The 19,697-nt window shown below is 43.5% G+C and carries 20 protein-coding genes; 6 read left to right on the top strand and 14 right to left on the bottom strand.

Annotated elements, in window-relative coordinates:
* Positions 1 to 12: 12 nt before the first annotated feature.
* Entirely contained in the window at positions 13 to 1,950 is a 1,938-nt protein-coding gene (gene acs, locus L1070_RS07110) for an acetate--CoA ligase (RefSeq protein ID WP_237125026.1), read from the bottom strand.
* A gap of 356 nt (positions 1,951 to 2,306) precedes the next feature.
* Between acs and L1070_RS07105 the strand changes: the two genes are divergently transcribed.
* Positions 2,307 to 3,497, top strand: coding sequence for a DcaP family trimeric outer membrane transporter (locus L1070_RS07105; RefSeq protein WP_343221742.1), 1,191 nt, complete (start codon positions 2,307 to 2,309; stop codon positions 3,495 to 3,497).
* A 115-nt stretch (positions 3,498 to 3,612) separates the two neighbouring features.
* Here L1070_RS07105 and recA read toward each other — a convergent pair whose 3' ends face one another.
* Both recA and L1070_RS07095 read right to left on the bottom strand, forming a co-directional pair.
* Complete coding sequence (gene recA, locus L1070_RS07100) at positions 3,613 to 4,662, bottom strand: recombinase RecA (RefSeq protein ID WP_070985827.1); 1,050 nt, start codon at positions 4,660 to 4,662, stop codon at positions 3,613 to 3,615.
* 65 nt (positions 4,663 to 4,727) lie between these two features.
* A complete protein-coding gene (locus L1070_RS07095; protein ID WP_237125023.1) occupies positions 4,728 to 5,219 on the bottom strand; it encodes a nicotinamide-nucleotide amidohydrolase family protein in 492 nt (163 codons plus the stop codon).
* A 22-nt stretch (positions 5,220 to 5,241) separates the two neighbouring features.
* On the opposite strand from L1070_RS07095, the gene mutS reads away from it, so the two are divergent.
* Positions 5,242 to 7,818, top strand: coding sequence for a DNA mismatch repair protein MutS (mutS, locus tag L1070_RS07090; protein ID WP_237125022.1), 2,577 nt, complete (start codon positions 5,242 to 5,244; stop codon positions 7,816 to 7,818).
* A gap of 68 nt (positions 7,819 to 7,886) precedes the next feature.
* On the opposite strand, the gene rpoS is transcribed toward mutS, so the two are convergent.
* From rpoS to L1070_RS07040, 10 genes are all read right to left on the bottom strand, one after another.
* On the bottom strand, positions 7,887 to 8,870 hold the full coding sequence (gene rpoS / locus L1070_RS07085; RefSeq protein WP_070985830.1) for an RNA polymerase sigma factor RpoS: 984 nt from the start codon (positions 8,868 to 8,870) through the stop codon (positions 7,887 to 7,889).
* A gap of 54 nt (positions 8,871 to 8,924) precedes the next feature.
* The gene (locus L1070_RS07080) at positions 8,925 to 9,752 is read right to left on the bottom strand and encodes a peptidoglycan DD-metalloendopeptidase family protein (protein WP_237125021.1); all 828 of its coding nucleotides are present in this window, start codon (positions 9,750 to 9,752) and stop codon (positions 8,925 to 8,927) included.
* Positions 9,753 to 9,825: 73 nt separating this feature from the next.
* Positions 9,826 to 10,464, bottom strand: coding sequence for a protein-L-isoaspartate(D-aspartate) O-methyltransferase (locus L1070_RS07075; RefSeq protein WP_237125020.1), 639 nt, complete (start codon positions 10,462 to 10,464; stop codon positions 9,826 to 9,828).
* A 2-nt stretch (positions 10,465 to 10,466) separates the two neighbouring features.
* Positions 10,467 to 11,216 (bottom strand): 5'/3'-nucleotidase SurE, encoded by a 750-nt coding sequence (gene surE, locus L1070_RS07070; protein WP_237125019.1) that lies wholly within the window; start codon positions 11,214 to 11,216, stop codon positions 10,467 to 10,469.
* The gene (locus L1070_RS07065; RefSeq protein WP_070985834.1) at positions 11,200 to 12,243 is read right to left on the bottom strand and encodes a tRNA pseudouridine(13) synthase TruD; all 1,044 of its coding nucleotides are present in this window, start codon (positions 12,241 to 12,243) and stop codon (positions 11,200 to 11,202) included. Before L1070_RS07065 ends, surE begins: the two co-directional genes overlap by 17 nt.
* Positions 12,240 to 12,716, bottom strand: a complete 477-nt coding sequence (ispF, locus tag L1070_RS07060) for a 2-C-methyl-D-erythritol 2,4-cyclodiphosphate synthase (protein ID WP_070985835.1) — start codon at positions 12,714 to 12,716, stop codon at positions 12,240 to 12,242. Before ispF ends, L1070_RS07065 begins: the two co-directional genes overlap by 4 nt.
* Positions 12,709 to 13,413 carry a 2-C-methyl-D-erythritol 4-phosphate cytidylyltransferase gene (gene ispD / locus L1070_RS07055; protein ID WP_237125017.1) on the bottom strand — a complete coding sequence of 235 codons (705 nt, stop codon included), beginning with the start codon at positions 13,411 to 13,413 and terminating at the stop codon, positions 12,709 to 12,711. Before ispD ends, ispF begins: the two co-directional genes overlap by 8 nt.
* A complete protein-coding gene (gene ftsB / locus L1070_RS07050) occupies positions 13,397 to 13,690 on the bottom strand; it encodes a cell division protein FtsB (RefSeq protein ID WP_070985837.1) in 294 nt (97 codons plus the stop codon). The genes ispD and ftsB overlap by 17 nt, the downstream gene beginning before the upstream one ends.
* 40 nt (positions 13,691 to 13,730) lie before the next feature.
* Positions 13,731 to 14,363 (bottom strand): hypothetical protein, encoded by a 633-nt coding sequence (locus L1070_RS07045; protein WP_237125016.1) that lies wholly within the window; start codon positions 14,361 to 14,363, stop codon positions 13,731 to 13,733.
* A 48-nt stretch (positions 14,364 to 14,411) separates the two neighbouring features.
* Entirely contained in the window at positions 14,412 to 14,891 is a 480-nt protein-coding gene (locus L1070_RS07040; protein ID WP_070985839.1) for a DUF2947 family protein, read from the bottom strand.
* 63 nt (positions 14,892 to 14,954) lie between these two features.
* Between L1070_RS07040 and L1070_RS07035 the strand changes: the two genes are divergently transcribed.
* From L1070_RS07035 to L1070_RS07020, 4 genes are all read left to right on the top strand, one after another.
* A complete protein-coding gene (locus L1070_RS07035) occupies positions 14,955 to 15,182 on the top strand; it encodes a DUF1653 domain-containing protein (RefSeq protein ID WP_237125015.1) in 228 nt (75 codons plus the stop codon).
* Positions 15,183 to 15,260: 78 nt separating this feature from the next.
* A complete protein-coding gene (locus L1070_RS07030; protein ID WP_070985840.1) occupies positions 15,261 to 16,097 on the top strand; it encodes a MoxR family ATPase in 837 nt (278 codons plus the stop codon).
* Between the two features lie 3 nt (positions 16,098 to 16,100).
* On the top strand, positions 16,101 to 17,288 hold the full coding sequence (locus L1070_RS07025; RefSeq protein WP_237125014.1) for a VWA domain-containing protein: 1,188 nt from the start codon (positions 16,101 to 16,103) through the stop codon (positions 17,286 to 17,288).
* A 148-nt stretch (positions 17,289 to 17,436) separates the two neighbouring features.
* Positions 17,437 to 19,233 (top strand): sulfatase-like hydrolase/transferase, encoded by a 1,797-nt coding sequence (locus L1070_RS07020; RefSeq protein ID WP_237125013.1) that lies wholly within the window; start codon positions 17,437 to 17,439, stop codon positions 19,231 to 19,233.
* 56 nt (positions 19,234 to 19,289) lie between these two features.
* Here L1070_RS07020 and L1070_RS07015 read toward each other — a convergent pair whose 3' ends face one another.
* Positions 19,290 to 19,448 carry a hypothetical protein gene (locus tag L1070_RS07015; RefSeq protein WP_237125012.1) on the bottom strand — a complete coding sequence of 53 codons (159 nt, stop codon included), beginning with the start codon at positions 19,446 to 19,448 and terminating at the stop codon, positions 19,290 to 19,292.
* Positions 19,449 to 19,697: the final 249 nt, after the last annotated feature.

The following is a 19,697-nucleotide window of genomic DNA, read 5'->3' as shown; positions in this document are numbered from 1 at the left end:
TTTAACGCTCAATTAACGATTTAAGCGGTTTTCTATCAGTTCATCTACGACACTTGGATCGGCTAACGTCGAAATGTCACCGAGCTGCTGATATTCATTGGCAGCAATCTTGCGCAAAATACGGCGCATGATTTTACCCGAACGCGTTTTTGGTAAATTTGGCGACCACTGGATCATATCTGGTGATGCAATAGGACTAAGCTCCTTTCTTACCCAGTTACGTACATCTTTAGTCAATTCATCCGTTACGACTACCCCTTCGTTAGGAGTAATGTACACATAAATACCCTGACCTTTGATGTCATGTGGGTAACCTACCACAGCCGCTTCTGCTACCGACTCATGTGCAACCAATGCGCTTTCAATTTCAGCGGTGCCCAATCTATGTCCTGACACATTGAGTACATCATCTACGCGGCCTGTGATCCAATAATAACCATCTACATCTCGACGACAACCATCACCTGTGAAGTAAACACCAGCATAAGCCGAGAAGTACGTTTGTTCAAAACGCTCGTGATCACCATACACTGTGCGCGCTTGTGACGGCCAGCTATCTAATATCACCAGATTACCCTCTGCCTCTCCAGACAATTCGTTTCCTTGTGCATCAAACAAGGCTGGAGCTATACCAAAGAAGGGCCTAGTTGCAGAGCCTGGTTTCATATCGGTCGCACCTGGTAATGGTGTGATCATGATGCCACCCGTTTCAGTCTGCCACCATGTGTCTACAATTGGACACTGACTGTTACCAATGTGCTCATGGTACCAAGACCACGCTTCTGGATTAATAGGCTCACCAACCGAACCCAACACTCTTAAACTTGTGCGTTTAGACGAAGCCGTTGCTTCATCTCCTTTTGCCATGAGTGCCCGAATCGCGGTTGGAGCGGTATAAAGAATCGTGACATTATGTTTATCAACCACCTCACCAATACGCCCAGAGTTAGGATATGTTGGAATACCTTCAAAAAGAACTTGTGTACACCCATTCGCAAGCGGTCCATAAGCGATATAACTGTGTCCTGTGATCCAGCCCACATCCGCACTACACCAATACACATCATCTTCTTTTAAATCGAACACATATTCGTGGGTCATCGAAGCATAAACTAGGTATCCCCCCGTCGTATGCACAACCCCTTTTGGTTGACCAGTCGACCCTGACGTATAAAGGATAAATAATGGGTCTTCTGCGTCCACAGGTGTTGGCACACACACAGGCTCAACGTCCGAGGTTAACTCATGCCACCATACGTCATGTGATTGCCATTGCACATCGCCGCCGGTCAATTGGTGTACGATTACATGCTCTATATTTACATCAGGCTGAGAAAGTGCTTCGTCTACATTGGCTTTAAGAGGTACACAATTACCACCACGACGGCCTTCATCAGAGGTGATCACCACTTTTGCGCCAGAGTCCTTAATTCGATCAGCAATGGCTGATGGTGAAAAGCCGCCAAATACCACGGAGTGAATAGCCCCAATACGCGCACATGCTTGCATTGCATACACCGCTTGTGGAGTCATTGGCATATATATAGCGACTCTATCACCCTTGCCAACGCCTAATTTTTTCAAGCCATTTGCTAACTTCGCCACTTCATCGTGTAACTGCTGATAGGTAATATGTTCACTGTGTTCTGGGTTATCTCCCTCCCAGATCAGTGCTACTTTATCTGCTTTATTTTCTAAGTGACGGTCAATACAATTGTAAGACGCATTTAGCTGACCGTCTTCAAACCACTTAATGCTTATATGACCTTTATCGAAAGAAGTGTTCTTCACCTGTGTGTATGGCTTTGACCACGCAAGGCGTTGCCCATGTTCAGCCCAAAATCCTTGCGGATCCTCAATTGACTGCTTGTACAGCGTGTTATATTTATCGTTATCAATGAGTGCATTGTTCTTGAAAGCTTCAGGAACCGGATAAATGCTCTGTGACATAGTCATCTCCATTTTAATTTACTTGCCGCTAGGCTTTGTCCAAGGATCACTCAGCAAAGGCTGTGAAAGTATTAGACCTTAGTTGTAGACATGGATGACTTTAACTTGCTACATGAAATTAACTCAAGCCTTTTGTTTTCATAAGCTAACCCCTGATAGCCCCTAAACAATTACAAAAAGTTAATAATAAGCAAAGAGTTATTAAAAATTTATGCGATTCTACTTATGACTTGTGAGATTGACTAAACAATATTTGTAACACCTTAGTCGTATAGACCAATGGGTAATTGAGTAATTACCACCCATCATCAAAAGTGAATATCGACGTTTTATACCAAGCGATAAAAATCAAACAGATAAGTCGCTTCATAGGAACAACGATTATGACAACATCACATGGCACTAAAAAAACAATGATAGCACTGAGTGTGCTGAGCTTACTCTGTTCGAGCGCAATGGCTGCGTCGATAGACCAAACAGAGCTGAACTACGGTGGTTACATAAAACTGGATGCGATTTGGAGTGACTTTTCTGACGGCTCTTTGAGCAGTGGACACATAGGCCGCGACTTCTATGTGCCTGGCACAACACCTGTTTCCGCTACATCTTCGTCCGATGCGGTATTCGATATGCACGCACGGCAGTCAAGGTTTAACCTAGCAACACGGACCAAATTAGATGATGGCAGTGAAATTAAAACCAAAATCGAGTTGGATTTTATTGCCTCGACAGGCGGGAATGAGCGTGTTACCAACTCCTATTCACCAAGGCTACGACAAGCCTTCGTGACTTATAAAGGTTGGTTGTTTGGACAAGCATGGAGTAACTTCCAAAACGTTTCTGCGTTGCCTGAAACACTCGATTTTGTAGGTCCTGCCGAGGGCACAGTGTTCGTGCGCCAAGCCATGGTGAAATACAGTACGGGTAACTGGTCATTTTCTGCTGAAAACCCCGAAAGTACCGTAACGACTGCGGATAGCGCTCGCGTAGAAACCGATGATGCGAGTATGCCTGACTTTACCGCTCGCTACACCTACAACGCAGACTGGGGTCATTTCGCTGTTGCTGCATTAGCACGACAATTAACCTACAAAGTGGGAGCAGCAGATGAAACTGAAACATCGTTAGGGATCAGCGCTTCAGGGCGAGTGAATTTTGGTAAAAACAACCTCAAGTTCATGATGACACAAGGCCAAGGCTTGGGCCGATATGTGGGTTTAAATGTTGCTAACGGTGCTGTATTTGATGGTAATGACTTACATGCGATTGATTCAACTTCAGGTTTTGTTGGCTATCAACATCATTGGAATGAGCAATTCCGTTCAACATTTTTATACTCATTCTTTTTAGCTGATAACGATGAAAGCTTATTAAGCATCACTGGCAATCCAACCAAATCCAGCCACAGTTATAGTGCCAACTTGCTATATTCACCAGCTAAACAACTCACTTTTGGCATTGAATATAAAGTCGCCACTCGAGACACAGAAGCGAATATAGACGGTGACCTAAATCGTTTACAGCTTTCAGCGAAGTATGTGTTTTAGTACATAGACCTTACAGAGTTATACTCCCTGTTGAATTGGCTTAGAGTCACAGTACTTAGCCTCAACAATAAAAAAGCCCAGCAATGCTGGGCTTCTTACGCTTAATTGTTGTTGCTTATAGCTCAGCATCCGTTGCAGCTAATGCCGGCTCTTCACCTTCTTCAGGCTTGATGGTCGCTTGCAGTAAAAGCATCTCTCTTAATTTGCCCTCGATCTCGTTAGAAATCTCTGGGTTATCTTTTAAGAATTTAATCGAGTTTGATTTACCCTGACCCACTTTACTGCCATTGTAGCTATACCAAGCACCTGACTTTTCAACCAGCTTATGCTTCACACCTAAGTCAATTAACTCACCATGTTTTGAAATCCCTTCACCATACATGATAATAAACTCAGCTTGCTTAAATGGTGGTGCCACTTTGTTTTTAACTATCTTAACGCGGGTTTCATTACCTACGACCTCATCGCCTTCTTTAACAGAACCAATACGACGAATATCAATACGAACAGACGCATAAAACTTAAGTGCGTTACCACCCGTTGTAGTTTCTGGATTACCAAACATCACACCAATCTTCATACGAATCTGGTTAATGAAAATACACAATGTATTTGAGCGTTTAATATTTGCCGTTAATTTACGTAACGCCTGTGACATCAAACGGGCTTGCAAGCCAACGTGCGCATCCCCCATATCACCTTCAATTTCAGCTTTTGGCGTTAATGCTGCTACCGAGTCAACGATAACCACATCGACAGCACCTGAACGTACTAACATATCGCAAATTTCAAGCGCCTGCTCACCAGTATCTGGCTGTGAAACTAAAAGTTCATCAACGTTTACGCCTAGTTTCTCTGCATAGACTGGATCCAAAGCATGTTCAGCATCAACGAAGGCACAGGTTTTACCTTGTTTTTGTGCTTCTGCGATAACTTGCAACGTTAATGTGGTTTTACCTGATGATTCTGGACCATAGATCTCAACGATACGACCTGTTGGTAGACCACCTATACCCAACGCAATATCAATCCCCAATGAACCGGTAGAGATAGATTCAATGTCTAATGCTTGGCTGTCGCCTAGCTTCATGATTGAACCTTTACCAAACTGACGTTCAATTTGTGATAAAGCGGCGTCGAGCGCTTTTTGTTTGTTATCGTTCATTTGCTTCTCCAATCTAGCGTAATGGGCTCAGTATACTGTATAGAATCACAGTATCAAGTACATTTTTAGGGTTGAATCAATGAAACAGTATTTTTTAGAGCAAAAGCAATAGCTTGCAATCTAATATAACTACGATCACCAGAAAAAACCTGTTCATAGGTGCTCACCTGCCCGCGTATATTGATAGCAAACCACACCAGTCCAACAGGCTTATCATCCGACCCACCACTAGGCCCAGCGATGCCGGAAACAGCTATCGCAATATCCGCATTAGCTTGCTTTGCTGCGCCTGTGGCCATTTCCCGTACCGTCTGTTCGCTCACAGCACCAACACTGTTTAAGGTTTGCTCATTGACACCCAACAACACGTGCTTGGCGCCATTACTATAGGTGACAAAACATCTGTCTACGTATGCTGAGCTGCCCGGAGTATCCGTCAACGCATAGCTTATTCCACCGCCCGTACATGACTCGGCAGTAGTGATTGTCAGACATTTATCCGTTAAAATAGCGCCCAACTGTGCAGCCAGAGTCTTAATCTCTTGGTTTAGCTCCATATTCAACCTCTTAGGTAGATGCATGTCGATAGATTTATATTCAGAACATACTATAAAACAACAAACCCCCATGATGCAGCAATATCTTAGGATTAAGGCTGAGCACCAAGATATTTTATTGTTCTATCGTATGGGCGACTTCTATGAACTGTTCTTCGATGATGCTATTCGTGCCGCACAATTATTAGATATCTCCCAGACTCATCGTGGCAAAGCATCTGGTGCCCCCATTCCTATGGCTGGCGTGCCCTATCATGCTGTTGAAAACTATTTGGCACGTTTGGTACAAATGGGCGAGTCAGTTGCTATTTGCGAGCAAGTAGGCGATCCCGCCACCAGCAAAGGACCTGTAGAGCGTAAAGTAGTACGCATAGTGACACCAGGCACCGTAACTGATGAAGCACTATTGCAAGAACGCCAAGACAACCTACTCGCTGCAATATGGCAGGATAAACACCATCATTATGGTGTGGCTTACCTAGATATTAATTCTGGTCAGTTTTGCATTGTCGAATTAAAGACAGACGAAGCGCTGAGTTCTACTTTACAGCGATTACAACCTGCTGAGTTGCTTTATCCTGAGTCTTTTAAAAACTTACATCTTATAGAACAGTTCAAAGGGGCTCGCCGCCGTCCCGATTGGGAGTTTGACCTAGATACGGCTAAACACCTGTTATGTCAGCAGTTTGAAACCAAAGATTTAATTGGCTTTGGTGTCGAGCAAGCTCATACGGCTTTGATTGCCGCAGGTTGTGTGATGCAATATGTAAAAGATACACAACGTACTGCTTTGCCACACATTCGCGCGATCACCCTAGAAAAAAATGAGCATGCTGTTATTTTAGATGCCGCAACGCGTAAAAACTTAGAGCTGACGCTTAATTTATCAGGCAGCATAGACAACACCTTAGCGCAAATACTGGATAAAACGGCCACCCCCATGGGGTCACGTTTGTTGAAACGTCGTATTCATACACCCATACGTAACCGCCAAGAACTCAACGCTAGACTCAATGCAATTTCAAGCCTAATAGAAACGCAATTATGTTTAGATACCTACGAGGCGCTCAAACAAATTGGTGATATTGAACGAGTTGTGGCGCGTTTGGCCCTATGCAATGCAAGACCCCGTGACCTAACAAGACTAAGAAGCGCCCTACAAGCACTTGAGCCATTGCATCAATTGCTACAAGAAAGCGATGATGAGCGGATCGCACAAATCTGTGCCCAATCCCCCACGCTGCCTAAGCTCCAAGACTTGCTGGAACGTGCTATTATCGACAACCCTCCAATTCTGATTCGCGATGGCGGTGTGATAGCCACAGGCTACAATGCTGAACTCGATGAATGGCGTTCGTTAAGCCAAGGTGCTACCGACATTTTAGAAAAGCTTGAAGAACGAGAGCGACAGCGCACCGGGATCAGCACACTGAAAATAGGCTACAACAAAGTACATGGATTCTATATCGAGATCAGCCGTGCAAATTCTCATTTGGTGCCAGCAGATTATATTAGACGCCAAACTTTGAAAAACAATGAACGCTATATCATTCCTGAGCTTAAAGAGCATGAAGATAAGGTGCTAGGTAGCCAAAGCAAGGCATTAGCACTTGAAAAGCAATTATATGAACAGCTGTTCGAGTTTATCGCGCCTTACCTAGAACAATTACAACTCATGGCAGCCGCTTTGGCTGACTTGGACGTATTAAATACGCTTGCCGAGAGAGCGCAAACATTAGACTACTGTAAACCAACACTCACAGAAGATAACCAATTACACATCGAAGAGGGTCGCCACCCTGTTGTCGAACAAGTCAGTAAAGAGCCGTTTATTGCCAACCCTGTTCACCTTAATACACAGCGCAAGATGCTTATTATTACTGGACCAAACATGGGTGGTAAATCAACCTATATGCGTCAAACTGCATTGATTGTTCTTATGGCACACATCGGCAGTTATGTGCCAGCCAGCTCGGCTAACATAGGGCAAGTGGATAGGATCTTTACACGTATTGGTGCCAGCGATGATTTAGCTTCAGGCCGTTCAACATTCATGGTAGAGATGACCGAAACTGCAACGATTCTCAACAATGCCACAGAACAATCCTTGGTGTTAATGGATGAAATTGGTCGCGGCACCAGTACCTACGATGGTCTTTCTCTAGCCTACGCAACAGCCGACTACCTAGCTCGTCAACTAGGGGCTAAAACCTTATTTGCCACACACTATTTTGAACTGACAGAATTGGCTCAACAACAGCCTGGACTGGTAAATGTGCATTTGGATGCGGTTGAACATAACGACACCATTGCTTTTAAACATACTGTTATGGAAGGTGCTGCGAGTAAGAGCTTTGGTCTACAAGTTGCTGGCTTAGCCGGCGTGCCAAAACCTGTACTGCAACTTGCAAAACAAAAGCTCACTCAGTTGGAGAATCATCAAAGTGTGGTTGAGCCTATGCCTACTCAGCAGTCACTCCCATTGTCCGAACCTACACCTTCTAAAGTTGAACAGGCACTGCATGACATTGATCCAGATGAATTAAGTCCAAGAGAAGCACATGCGCTGCTCTACCAGCTAAAACAAACATTGGGCTAACACCATTAAGAAAACAAAAAACCACCTGAAAAGGTGGTTTTTTTTGCAACATCTATTTAGCTAGAAGTTTATAACTGTTCGAACAAACTATCTGTACTTAGCCCCTCATGTTGCAAAATATCTTTTAAGCGTCTTAATGCTTCAACCTGTATCTGACGCACGCGTTCACGAGTTAGGCCAATCTCTCTACCAACATCTTCCAAAGTAGAAGGTTCATAGCCCAACAGACCAAATCGTCTAGCAAGCACTTCTCGTTGTTTGGGGTTCAATTCTCCTAACCAGTCAACGATATGGCTATTGATGTCATTGCTCTGTACCTCACTTTCAGGGCCATGACCTTTTTCATCAGCGATTATATCTAACAGCGCCTTGTCATTGTCACCACCAATCGGTGTATCTACAGAAGTGATTTTTTCGTTTAAGCGCAGCATCTTAGTAACATCTTCTACTGGGCGATCTAAACATTCTGCGATCTCCTCAGCAGTTGGCTCATGATCAAGCTTCTGCGTTAACTCCCTTGCTGTACGTAAGTACACATTCAACTCCTTCACCACATGAATAGGTAAACGAATTGTGCGTGTTTGGTTCATTATAGCGCGTTCTATGGTTTGTCTAATCCACCAAGTTGCATATGTCGAAAAACGGAAACCTCGCTCTGGATCAAATTTTTCGACAGCTCTGATTAAACCAAGATTGCCTTCTTCAATCAGATCAAGCAATGCTAGACCTCGATTGTTATAGCGGCGTGATATTTTTACAACTAAGCGCAAGTTACTCTCTATCATGCGCTTACGCGATGCTTCGCAGCCTTTCAACGCTTTTCGCGCGTAATAAACCTCTTCTTCCGCACTTAACAACGGTGAAAATCCAATCTCTCCGAGATAAAGCTGAGTTGCATCTAAGTTTTTGACATTTTCATCTTTGGCGAAGATATCGTCATCGTCATCAATGTCTTCCAACAATTCGGCTTTTGAGCTATCTACTTCGAGCTCGTCGAGCTTATCATCAAAATCGTCCGTTTTTTTGGTTTTAACATTTGCAGTTTGAGCCATACGCATCCTCCCAAGTGATTGAATAGTGGCGCTTTTGGCTATGCAGCGACGCCACTACTTACTTGGCAAATATTTAACCGGATTAACAGCTTGGCCTCTAAAACGAATTTCAAAACGTAACGCTGTTTTAGTGGCATCTGTACTACCCATTTCGGCAATTTTTTGCCCAACTTTAACTTTTTGCTGCTCAGTAACCTCTAACTTCGAGTTATGTGCATAAGCACTGAGGTAATCGTCATTGTGTTTCAAAATGATCAAATTACCGTATCCTCTCAAGGCACTGCCAGCATATACCACAATTCCATCAGCAGCCGCCTTTACTGGTGCCCCTTCAACATTGGTGATTTGAAGTCCTTTATAACCATTTTCCTTACTAGAAAAATGTTTTGTCACCTTACCAACGGCAGGCCAACGCCAACGTACCTTATTGGAAAATATAACTTTAGATTCGTTGTCATTTTTACTGCTATGTTTTTGAACATACTCTCGTTGTTTTGGCTGATCAAGCTCTTTTTTCGTAATTTTGTTATTTTTTTGTTTCTTTTTACTAGACTTATCGGCTTTAATTGTGTACTTTTTGCGCTTTTTATTTTTATTTTGTGGATTCTCTACATAAATTGTTTGCCCAGGGTAAATCACGTAAGGCGGCTTAATTCCATTTATTTGCGCGATTGTCCTAACATCTTTATTTGCGCTAAAAGCAATGGCAAAAAGCGTGTCACCTTTTTGAACTTGATATCGATTATTTTTTATATGAATTTTTTGTGTCTCACTGGACTTACCAGATGATAAGCTAGTGACCGGTGCGGGAGTGTGGCGACTTGAACATCCAGCTAATAACATACAAACAGTTGTCAGTATCAACAGGTATGTTTTAAGCATTCGTCACCTTTTATGTTTATTGTTATTTTGCGGTAGTGTAAAACTGAACAGCGCACAGTTGTAGCCATTTAAATTAAATAATGTCTCCAGCAACCAAAGGCACAAACCTCACAGGTGCTAAACGATGCTCAACCAATTGCTTCCCCTTTCGTACAAACAAAGTCAGTTGTTGCTCTTGTTCTCCTAGTGGAACAATCAAAGCCCCCTGGTCTTCAAGTTGAGCCAACAATTGCTTAGGCACCTCTTTTGCTGCTGCCGTCACTATGATCCCAGAAAAAGGTGCCTTTGACTGCCAGCCTTGCCATCCATCACCATGTTTCATAGCAACATTATACAAATCAAGCATGTGCAAACGACGTTTTGCTTGCCATTGCAATGCTTTAATACGCTCGACACTACACACTTCATCAAATAACTGCGCAAGAATTGCTGTTTGATAACCTGAGCCAGTGCCAATTTCTAGCACCTTGCCAGCTACACCCACTTGCCTTAAAACTTCCGTCATCTTTGCAACAATGTAAGGCTGTGAAATTGTTTGCCCCTGCCCAATGGGCAACGCGGTGTTTTCATATGATTTATGTTTCAACACATCGTCGACAAACAGATGGCGAGGTGTACTTTCCATTACCTTAAGCACTTGCTCATCTTGGACGCCCTGAGTTTTTAGCTGTTGAACTAGCACATGAGCACTTCGTTTATAGCTACTGAGCACGGCTATTTCACCTCTTTCAACCAATTTTCCATTGCGTCTAAACTGTCATGAGCCGTCATATCAACTTTTAATGGTGTGATAGCAGCATAGCCATTGTTCACAGCATGAAAATCTGTTCCTTCGCCAGCATCACTTTCTGAGCCCAAACTACCATACCAAAACACATCTCGTCCCCAAGGGTCCTGCTGCTTCGTCATAGTTTCAGCTTTATGGCGTGCGCCAAGACGGCAAACTTTGGCACCTTTGAGTTCCGTTAGTGGAATGTCAGGAACATTGATATTAATAATCTGATCCCTAGGCAGTGGATGATTCTGTAACTGTTTAATAATATCTAACGTCATTTGCGCCGCAGTTTCATAGTGCGTTTCTTCTTTGGAGCACAAAGAAACTGCAATCGCGGGGAGACCTAAATGTCGCCCTTCTGTGGCCGCTGCTACAGTACCAGAATAAAGGGTATCGTCCCCCAGATTAGCGCCATTGTTGATCCCTGCAACAACCAAGTCGGGGAGTTCATCCATCAATTGACTGACTCCCAAATGGACGCAATCAGTCGGAGTACCGTTAACCGAAATAAAACCATTTTCCAAAACTGTGGCACGCAGCGGGTTAAGTAACGTTAAAGAGTTACTTGCTCCACTGCAATTACGGTCCGGTGCGACCACCGTTACCTGTGCGATTTGTTTTAATGCCTGATATAAAACCGCAATACCTTTGGCATGCACACCGTCATCATTACTAAGCAGAATTCGCATCAACGACCTCTTGGTTAAAGTTATCTTTGCTTGCATCACGGTGTTGTACTAACTCTCTCAATACAGCCGTTGCAAACGTCCCTTTTGGTAAACTAAACGACAATTGAATGGTATTGCTATCGATAGTCTCGACCTGTAACTGATTTGGTATCAAACGCAACGCCCGTCGCTCTGTTTTTAAGCCTAACTGGCCCAGACTCTGTTGCCAAGCACTATATGATTCTAACCATTGTCTTTCTTGCGCTACCAAGCCCTTTTCACCTTTACCAACCAGAGGCGCTGATAGCATGATATCGCCGCTGCTCAAACGGGCTATCGTTTCATCACTGATATCATCTTCAAAGAATGCATTACTGCCACTGAGTAGGAAAACTTCTCTGTGCCATGTTTTTGCTAAACCGTGTTCCGCAACACGTAAACTCACTAACTGATTAAAAATATGCGAGCGTGCTGCTGAGATAACAATGCCTCGTAGCTTCTTATCGCGGATCTGCTCTCCCGCAAACAGACGCTCCGCCATTTCAAGATTATATCCATCATGGCCAAAACGCTGCTCACCAAAGTAATTAGGCACCCCTTGACGTACCGCATTGATTCTCGACAGTATATCCAGCGGCATATCTACATTACGCAGCACGATTTTAAAATGATTGCCGCTATGACAACCGGTGCGAAGCTTACGGTTATGCCTGACTTGTTTCACAACGAATATGCTGTCACTGTTGAGCGCACTAAAATCAATGTGCTTTTTTATCGCTACTGGTACACTAAACCACTGACTACACACACCGTGACGGTCTTTTAATCCCGCATAACTTACCTCTCGAGGTACCACACCTGCGAGCTTGGCAATTTGTTTTGCAACAAACTGTGTGTTTTCGCCTTTTTTAATCACCTGCAGACAAACATGCTCCCCTTCTCCAGTAAGTGGAACATCTAAAATCTCATCGACCATAAAATCTTCTGCCGAAGTTTTAAAGTCCCCTCGTGACAAAGGTTGGCCGTATAAATAATTTAATTGCTTCATGATTTCATCAACACCACTACAGCATGGGCAGATATACCTTCCTTACGCCCCTCAAAACCAAGCTTTTCTGTAGTAGTCGCTTTGACATTCACTTGACTGATATCCGCCGCACAATCCTGCGCTAGATTCCCACGCATCGCATCGATATGAGGCCTCATTTTTGGAGCCTGAGCAACAATCGTAATATCACAGTTTCCGAGCTGGTACCCCATTTCTTGCATCTGTGCCACAACACGGCGCAACAAAATACGGCTATCAATACCCGCAAATTCCTCTGAAGTATCTGGAAAATGCTTACCAATGTCACCTAGTGCTAATGCACCTAGCAGAGCATCACACAAAGCATGAATAGCTACATCACCATCAGAGTGTGCAATAAAGCCTTGCTCGTAAGAGATCTTTTCGCCACAAATGGTTAACGGGCCATCTCCACCAAATTTGTGTACGTCAAAGCCGTGGCCAATTCTAATCATTGCTTTTACTCTCCTGCTGTTTTGCTAATAAAAAACAAGCTAAGTCATAATCTTCAGGGGTGGTTATTTTTATATTGTCGCTGCGACCGGATACAAGTTTAACAGGCTGGCGTGCCCATTCCATTGCAGACGCTTCATCGGTTATGAGCACTCCTTTGCTAAGCGCTTGCTCTAGGGCCTCTTTGAGATTTTTATAAGGAAATAATTGCGGGGTTAATGCTTGCCATAACTGCTCTCTTGGAACCGTTTCAAGGCTGTGAGTATTTCCGCGTTTTATGGTATCTTTTACTTTCGCAGCAAGAATACCACCTTCGTCATTGCGCACACATTCGTTAATCAATGTACGAATATCATCTGCCAACACCAACGGACGAGCAGCGTCATGCACTAATACCCAGTCAGGCTGCACCTCAGATAGGGCGTGTAACCCATTCAGTACCGAGTCGGCTCTTTCTTTTCCACCACTAACGCGCATAATTCGTTGTTCAGAAAGCGCTAATTCACAGAAGTATTCATCATTGTCGCTGACGACAACGGCAATTTTACACAGTTCACTAAGCTCACCTAGTTTAGCTAAGGTGTGCTCAAGGATTGTTTTGCCTGCAACTTTTAGATACTGCTTTGGATAGCCAACTTGCATTCTGCTCCCCACGCCTGCAGCAGGTACAATGGCAGCAATTTTAATGGTTTGATTCATTGTGTTTTCTTGGTAAAACCCGAATAAATGTTTCGTTCTCTTTGATCATACCCAACTCATGACGTGCTCGCTCTTCAACCCCTTCTAGGCCCAGCTTGAGATCTTCAATATCCGCTTTGAGTAATTTGTTGCGCTTGGATAACTTGGCATTAAGGGCTTGATGTGAATTAACTGCACTTTTAATTTGTGTGTAATCTTGAATACCGTTATTGCCAAACCATAAGCGGTACTGCAAGAACAGCGCTAGAGTCAGTAAAATCAATTGAAATAAACGCACTCGTTAGCCTCCCAAACTCAAGGCTATTGCATAATTTGCGTTAATGGTGTCGTTGTTTAGTCGCTTTAACATTGGTCCAATTTATCATACTGGCAAGCAGCATTTCTCTTAAGCTTAGCAAGCGAGGCGCAACGACTTTTTCGTATTGCCAACGGTGACCACAGCAAGCCGCTGTCATTAACGGCTTTGTTGGTGTGTACAACTTAAAGGTGTGTTGATGACTAACACCTGAACTGTCAAACCAACCATACTGGTTACAATGCACCGCATTGTCCCTTACTTGATCTAAGCTGTCCATGACTACCTGCATATATCCCGAGTCACAGATCAGCACAGGAACCACCAGACCGACTTTTGCCTTTTGCGCAAAAAAACTTTGATTTTTCTGCTGTTCAAATTGTGGCAGTGTCTTTTTTTGTGGTGCCAACCAACATCCATTTTGGCTATCTAATTGTAAAGGGACTTCTCCTTGGGTAATGTGTCGAGCAGCCCTTTCAACATAATAAGGCAAGCTCAACAGCTTACGCTGTAACTGCTCACCACTAAATTGCTTTGCTAGTAGTGGTATTTCCCGTGCATAAAACACGTTAACCAGCTCTGCAAATTGCAATCGCTCGTGTTCATTGTGCCATAGGTTGCTTTGCTGGCTATCTGCTATATTTTGCTTTACCACACACCCTCCATCAACTGAGAAAGTTATAGCATGGTAAGCACGTGCAGGCTAGCCTTTCGCTCGCAGTCCAAGCTTGGCGTTACCGTTTTCTAAAAACTGTACCACCGAGTCGCGCTTTTTACCTAGTAACAAGCTACCATCCGCAAGGAACATGAAGTTTTGCCAGTAGCGCTTAAATATCTCAAACTGAGTTTCAATTACCAGCTCTCGCGACAGACAGAAATAAACCGTCGTGTTATCTTCCCAGTGCAGAAAGTCACATATCTCTTGAGGCAGTATTTGCTCGCCATCTTCCCATGGCTTCTCCCAGTTAACTTGCTCACTCCAGGTCTCATCATTGCCAGGCCACTCTGATTTTGTGAAAAAATCAGGATGATCCTTTTCTCTAGAGACCATAGTGCTCCACAGCACTGCTGCACGCTCACGGGTCATTGGTTTTATTGCGTTTAGATCAGCCTCATCTATGGGTAAATCCTGATGTTTGAAAACCCAAGCTTTTTTAAACTCATCTATAGAAATATAATTCATTACTCAGCCATGTTGGCACCGTCAATAACAGGCGAGTATACCGCACAGCAACAGGAGCAAACAATGCAACAATCATTAAAACCGGGCATTTATCAACATTACAAAGGTGCGAAGTATCAAGTACACCATATCGCAACACATAGTGAAACTGGTGAGCTTATGGTGGTATACCAAACTTTATATGGTAATTTTGACTTTTGGGTACGTCCATTAAGCATGTTTTGTGAACATGTCACTGTAGATGGCGTAGCTACACCTCGCTTTAAATACATATGTGAACCTGACGCGTGAAATAATGCACACGCCTAGAGTTATACGGTGGTTTTATGGCACTATAGTCTCATCAGACCAGATCGTTAGGAATATATTGTGAGCTTCGAAGGTACTAATAACTACATTGCCAGTAATGCACTTAAGCAAGCCGTAAACGCAGCCGTTGTGCTCGAAAAGCCCTTATTGATTAAAGGCGAACCCGGTACGGGCAAGACCATGCTCGCACAAGAGCTTGCCAACAGTCTAAACACTGAGCTTATTCAGTGGCATATCAAATCAACCACCAAAGCTCAGCAAGGCCTATATGAATATGACGCCGTATCTCGCTTACGTGACAGTCAATTAGGTGATGAGAAAGTTCATGACATTAGCAACTACATTGTCAAAGGTAAGCTATGGCAAGCGTTCGAGGGCATCAAGCGTCCTGTATTGTTAATCGATGAAATTGATAAGGCAGATATTGAGTTCCCTAATGACTTACTACTTGAACTCGACAAAATGGAGTTTCATGTTTACGAAACGGGCGAGAGAGTCAGCGCTAAAGTACGCCCAATTGTAATCATTACGTCGAATAATGAAAAAGAGCTACCGGATGCCTTTCTTCGCCGCTGCTTTTTTCACTATATTGATTTCCCATCGCCTGAACAGATGAAACAAATCATTGATGTGCATTACCCAAATATCAAACAAGATTTAGTCCAACAAGCGCTAGAATCATTTTTCAAACTACGCGATGTACCGGGGCTAAAGAAAAAACCTAGTACCAGTGAGCTATTAGACTGGCTCAAGCTACTAATGGCAGAAGATATTGATATGAGTACTTTACGAGACCAAAGCAATACTGGTGGCCTGATGCCACTATTTGGTGCGCTGTTAAAAAACGAACAAGATGTGAGCCTTATCGAAAAGTTGGCTTTTTTGAGTAAGCGTTAGATTATGCTAATCGATTTCTTTTTTACTCTCAGAAGATATGGGCTGAAGGTGTCACCGCGGGAGCTGCTTGATTGCCTCAACGCCCTTAATCATGGCTTAGCGTTTTCAAACCTAGATGCTTTTTATGAGTTAAGTAAAACGATTTTCGTAAAGGATGAAACCCAATACGACAAGTTTGACCGCGCCTTTGCTGATTACTTTCGTGGTATTGAAGACATCGATTTCTTGAGCCAGCTAAAGAAAAACACGGAGCTGCCAAAGGACTGGCTAAGAAAAGAGTTTGAGAAACACTTAAACGAAGAACAAAAAGCTCAGATTGAAGCCATGGGTGGCTTAGACAAGCTCATGGAAACACTAAAACAACGGCTGGCCGAGCAACAAAAGCGCCATGCAGGTGGCAATAAATGGGTCGGTACTGGTGGCACATCGCCCTTTGGTGCGTATGGCTATAACCCAGAGGGAGTCAGAATTGGTCAAGATGGTAACCGCCAGCGCAGAGCAGTTAAAGTGTGGGACAAAAGGCAATATCGTAACCTTGATGGCGATAGTGAAATAACGAGCCGCACGCTGCAACTGGCACTTAAAAAGCTGCGTAAATTCGCACGAAGTGGAGCCAGTGATCAGCTCGATTTAAACGAAACAATTTCAGCAACCGCCAAACAAGGGGGCATGCTAGACGTGAAAATGGCACCTGAACGGCATAACGCTGTCAATGTGATTATGTTGTTCGATATCGGTGGCTCTATGGATGATTATATACACCTGTGTGAACAGCTCTTTAGTGCAGCTCAGAGCGAGTTCAAACACCTTGAATTCTTCTACTTTCATAACTGTGTGTATGAGCATGTTTGGCAAGACAATGCTCGGCGTCAAGCAAGCCAGATTGATACCTTTCAACTGATCAATCGCTTTGGTAAAGACTACCGCCTAATTTTTGTAGGGGATGCCACGATGGGGCCTTACGAAATTGCATACCCAGGCGGAAGTGTAGAACATTGGAACAATGAACCCGGTTCTTTGTGGTTACAACGACTGACGAACCATTTTGACAAGGTCGCTTGGCTTAACCCTCAACCTAAAGAGCATTGGCCATACTATCACTCAATTGAAATCATCAAAGATGCTATGGCTGATCGTATGTACCCATTAACGCTTGACGGTTTAAGTAACGCAATCAAGAACCTCAGCTAACATACTGCTGACCATTAGTGCTACTCTGATGGTCAACTCCTACCCGCTTTACTCGTCATGAGATATTCACTTAACGACCAACTTCTCATATCGAATATTCAACTACACTGATTGTGAAGCAAACGCTCTCTCAGAGAAGGATATTCAAATGAACATTGACGGCAAACAACCAAACTTTTTGATCATCACAACCGATGAGGAAAGGTTTCCCCCCACGTATGAAAACCCAGAAGCAAAAGAGTACCGATTAAAAAATAGTGAAAGCTTGATGCAAATGCGCGAGCATGGAATCGAATTTGTAAACCATAATGCAGCGTCAACAGCCTGCGCGCCAAGCCGAACATCAATCTACACTGGCCAATACCCATCTTTACACGGTGTAAGTCAAACCCCAGGGATAGGAAAATCCTCGTTTGATCAGAATATGTTTTGGTTAGAGCCAAATACTGTACCAACCATGGGCTCTTGGTTTCGTGAAGCAGGCTATCAAACTTACTATAGAGGAAAGTGGCACTTATCAGACGAAGATATTCTTGTTTCTGGAACACAGCAGGCTTTAGTAAGTAATTCCATTTCAGGCGCCCCCTATCCCCAGCGTATAAGCCTCTACAAACAAGCTAATCGACTTGATAAATTTGGCTTTAATCAATGGATAGGACCAGAACCGCATGGTGCAGCAGAAAATAACTGCGGTACTGTGCGAGATCCTGGCTTTGCTAAGCAAGTATGTGAAACTTTACTGATGCTAGATAAACAGGCGCAACAAGGAGATAACCAGCCTTTTCTGCTTGTTTCCTCATTTGTAAATCCTCACGACATCGTTCTACCGCGCCAACCAGAATGGTTTGAAGAGTTTTATCAACAAAGGGAAGCCGGCTTACTCCCAACCGTTGATCCAGCCCCTAGTCAATCCGAGAGTCTACAAAGTAAGCCTCGCTGTCAAAAAGACTACTTATACACTTATCCTCATATGTATTTGCCACAGCCAACGACAGAGGGCTATCGGCAGTTTTATTACTACCTGATGGCCGAAGTCAATAAACATATTACAAGCGTGTACGAAACGCTTAAACAAACCTCATTGTTCGACAATACTATTGTGGTTTTTACATCAGATCATGGAGAACTACTAGGGGCACATGGAGGTTTACACCAGAAATGGTATAGCGCTTATCAAGAGGTACTAAACGTTCCATTTATCGTCTCTAACCCGAATCTGTTTAAACAGTCGGGTCAACTCGATGTCACTACATCTCATGTTGATTTACTGCCAACACTGCTAGGCTTAGCTAATGTTGATACTGAATCAATTCGTCAAAAACTCAGTGAGAGCCACAGCGAAGCTAGACCTTTAGTTGGAAGGGACCTGTCAAAGATTCTTTTAGGTGAGCAATCCCCCAATGATGAACCAATTTACTTTATGACCGATGATAACGTAGAAGTTGGTAGTGATATGACCAACCCAGCGACTGGTGTTCCATACAACAGTATTATCCAGCCTAACCATATTGAGGCGATTGTTACAAAGTTGCCTGAGTTAACAGGTGACACACGCTGGAAATATGTTCGCTACTTTGATAATGCAAGATTCTACTCAGACACAGGGTTTTTAGATGGCTTAGAAGATGATAGCCAAAATATAGGACGGCAAGACTCTCGCTATGACCTAAGTCATCTAGTCGCTTCTGGTAACCCTGATGATGTAACAACCACAAGGTTTATTCCTAGCGAGTTTGAATGCTACAACTTAAGCGATGATCCCACTGAAGAGCACAACCTCTTGAGCCCACTTTGCCCGACACCTGTGGATGAGAGCGTGCTCACAGCATTAAAAATGGTGATGAAAGAACAGCGCTTGAAAAAGCGTTTATTACCACATAACACCAACAAAGAAGTAGAAGGCAAACCCTCTGAAGGTACTCCTATTATTCCACTGAGACGCTAATTGCCAAAAAGGAGCCACTACTGATAGTGGTGGCCCCAACTTACACTATCCGTTTACTAGCTTCCTGGCGGCTCCATACCGTCAGAATTGCCTCCACCTAAAGATCCACCATCTGCACTTTGGCCATCGTCAGAAGAGACACCAAAATCATAGCCCCCTCCACTATAATTGCCGCCCACTATTAACTTAAGAAGACTTATAGGGATAACTTTCATATACATATTCCTCATAATAAATGGCTTACATTGAATAATGATATTCAACCTCACCTTTGTGTACATTATTACAATAGTGATAATTTGCAACCCCGTTTAAGGAACTTAAGCAGAAAAGTTTAAAGGGCTAAAGTGCAAAGGGTTAACGATAACGAACGCAGTGAGGGCGTTTCCTTTGCGCAAGGTGAAGTGAGCCATTTTATAGAATGCTGAGGGTTATAGAATGCCGAGGGACTATTTAAGAATGCC

The sequence above is a fragment of the Pseudoalteromonas sp. MMG022 genome, from assembly GCF_021654245.1.
GTDB classification, from domain to species: domain Bacteria; phylum Pseudomonadota; class Gammaproteobacteria; order Enterobacterales; family Alteromonadaceae; genus Pseudoalteromonas; species Pseudoalteromonas amylolytica.
The sequence above is the reverse complement of the archived record's forward strand: the minus strand, read 5'-3'. Positions and strand labels throughout refer to the sequence as shown.

Excerpts from the sequence above, each read along its gene's own strand:
- acs (WP_237125026.1), bottom strand. The coding sequence starts at position 1,950 with ATGTCACAGAGCATTTATCCGGTTCCTGAAGCTTTCAAGAACAATGCA.
- recA (WP_070985827.1), bottom strand. The coding sequence starts at position 4,662 with ATGAACGATAACAAACAAAAAGCGCTCGACGCCGCTTTATCACAAATT.
- L1070_RS07095 (WP_237125023.1), bottom strand. The coding sequence starts at position 5,219 with ATGGAGCTAAACCAAGAGATTAAGACTCTGGCTGCACAGTTGGGCGCT.
- mutS (WP_237125022.1), top strand. The coding sequence starts at position 5,242 with ATGTCGATAGATTTATATTCAGAACATACTATAAAACAACAAACCCCC.
- rpoS (WP_070985830.1), bottom strand. The coding sequence starts at position 8,870 with ATGGCTCAAACTGCAAATGTTAAAACCAAAAAAACGGACGATTTTGAT.
- L1070_RS07080 (WP_237125021.1), bottom strand. The coding sequence starts at position 9,752 with ATGCTTAAAACATACCTGTTGATACTGACAACTGTTTGTATGTTATTA.
- surE (WP_237125019.1), bottom strand. The coding sequence starts at position 11,216 with ATGCGAATTCTGCTTAGTAATGATGACGGTGTGCATGCCAAAGGTATT.
- L1070_RS07065 (WP_070985834.1), bottom strand. The coding sequence starts at position 12,243 with ATGAAGCAATTAAATTATTTATACGGCCAACCTTTGTCACGAGGGGAC.
- ispF (WP_070985835.1), bottom strand. The coding sequence starts at position 12,716 with ATGATTAGAATTGGCCACGGCTTTGACGTACACAAATTTGGTGGAGAT.
- ispD (WP_237125017.1), bottom strand. The coding sequence starts at position 13,413 with ATGAATCAAACCATTAAAATTGCTGCCATTGTACCTGCTGCAGGCGTG.
- L1070_RS07040 (WP_070985839.1), bottom strand. The coding sequence starts at position 14,891 with ATGAATTATATTTCTATAGATGAGTTTAAAAAAGCTTGGGTTTTCAAA.
- L1070_RS07035 (WP_237125015.1), top strand. The coding sequence starts at position 14,955 with ATGCAACAATCATTAAAACCGGGCATTTATCAACATTACAAAGGTGCG.
- L1070_RS07025 (WP_237125014.1), top strand. The coding sequence starts at position 16,101 with ATGCTAATCGATTTCTTTTTTACTCTCAGAAGATATGGGCTGAAGGTG.
- L1070_RS07020 (WP_237125013.1), top strand. The coding sequence starts at position 17,437 with ATGAACATTGACGGCAAACAACCAAACTTTTTGATCATCACAACCGAT.
- L1070_RS07015 (WP_237125012.1), bottom strand. The coding sequence starts at position 19,448 with ATGAAAGTTATCCCTATAAGTCTTCTTAAGTTAATAGTGGGCGGCAAT.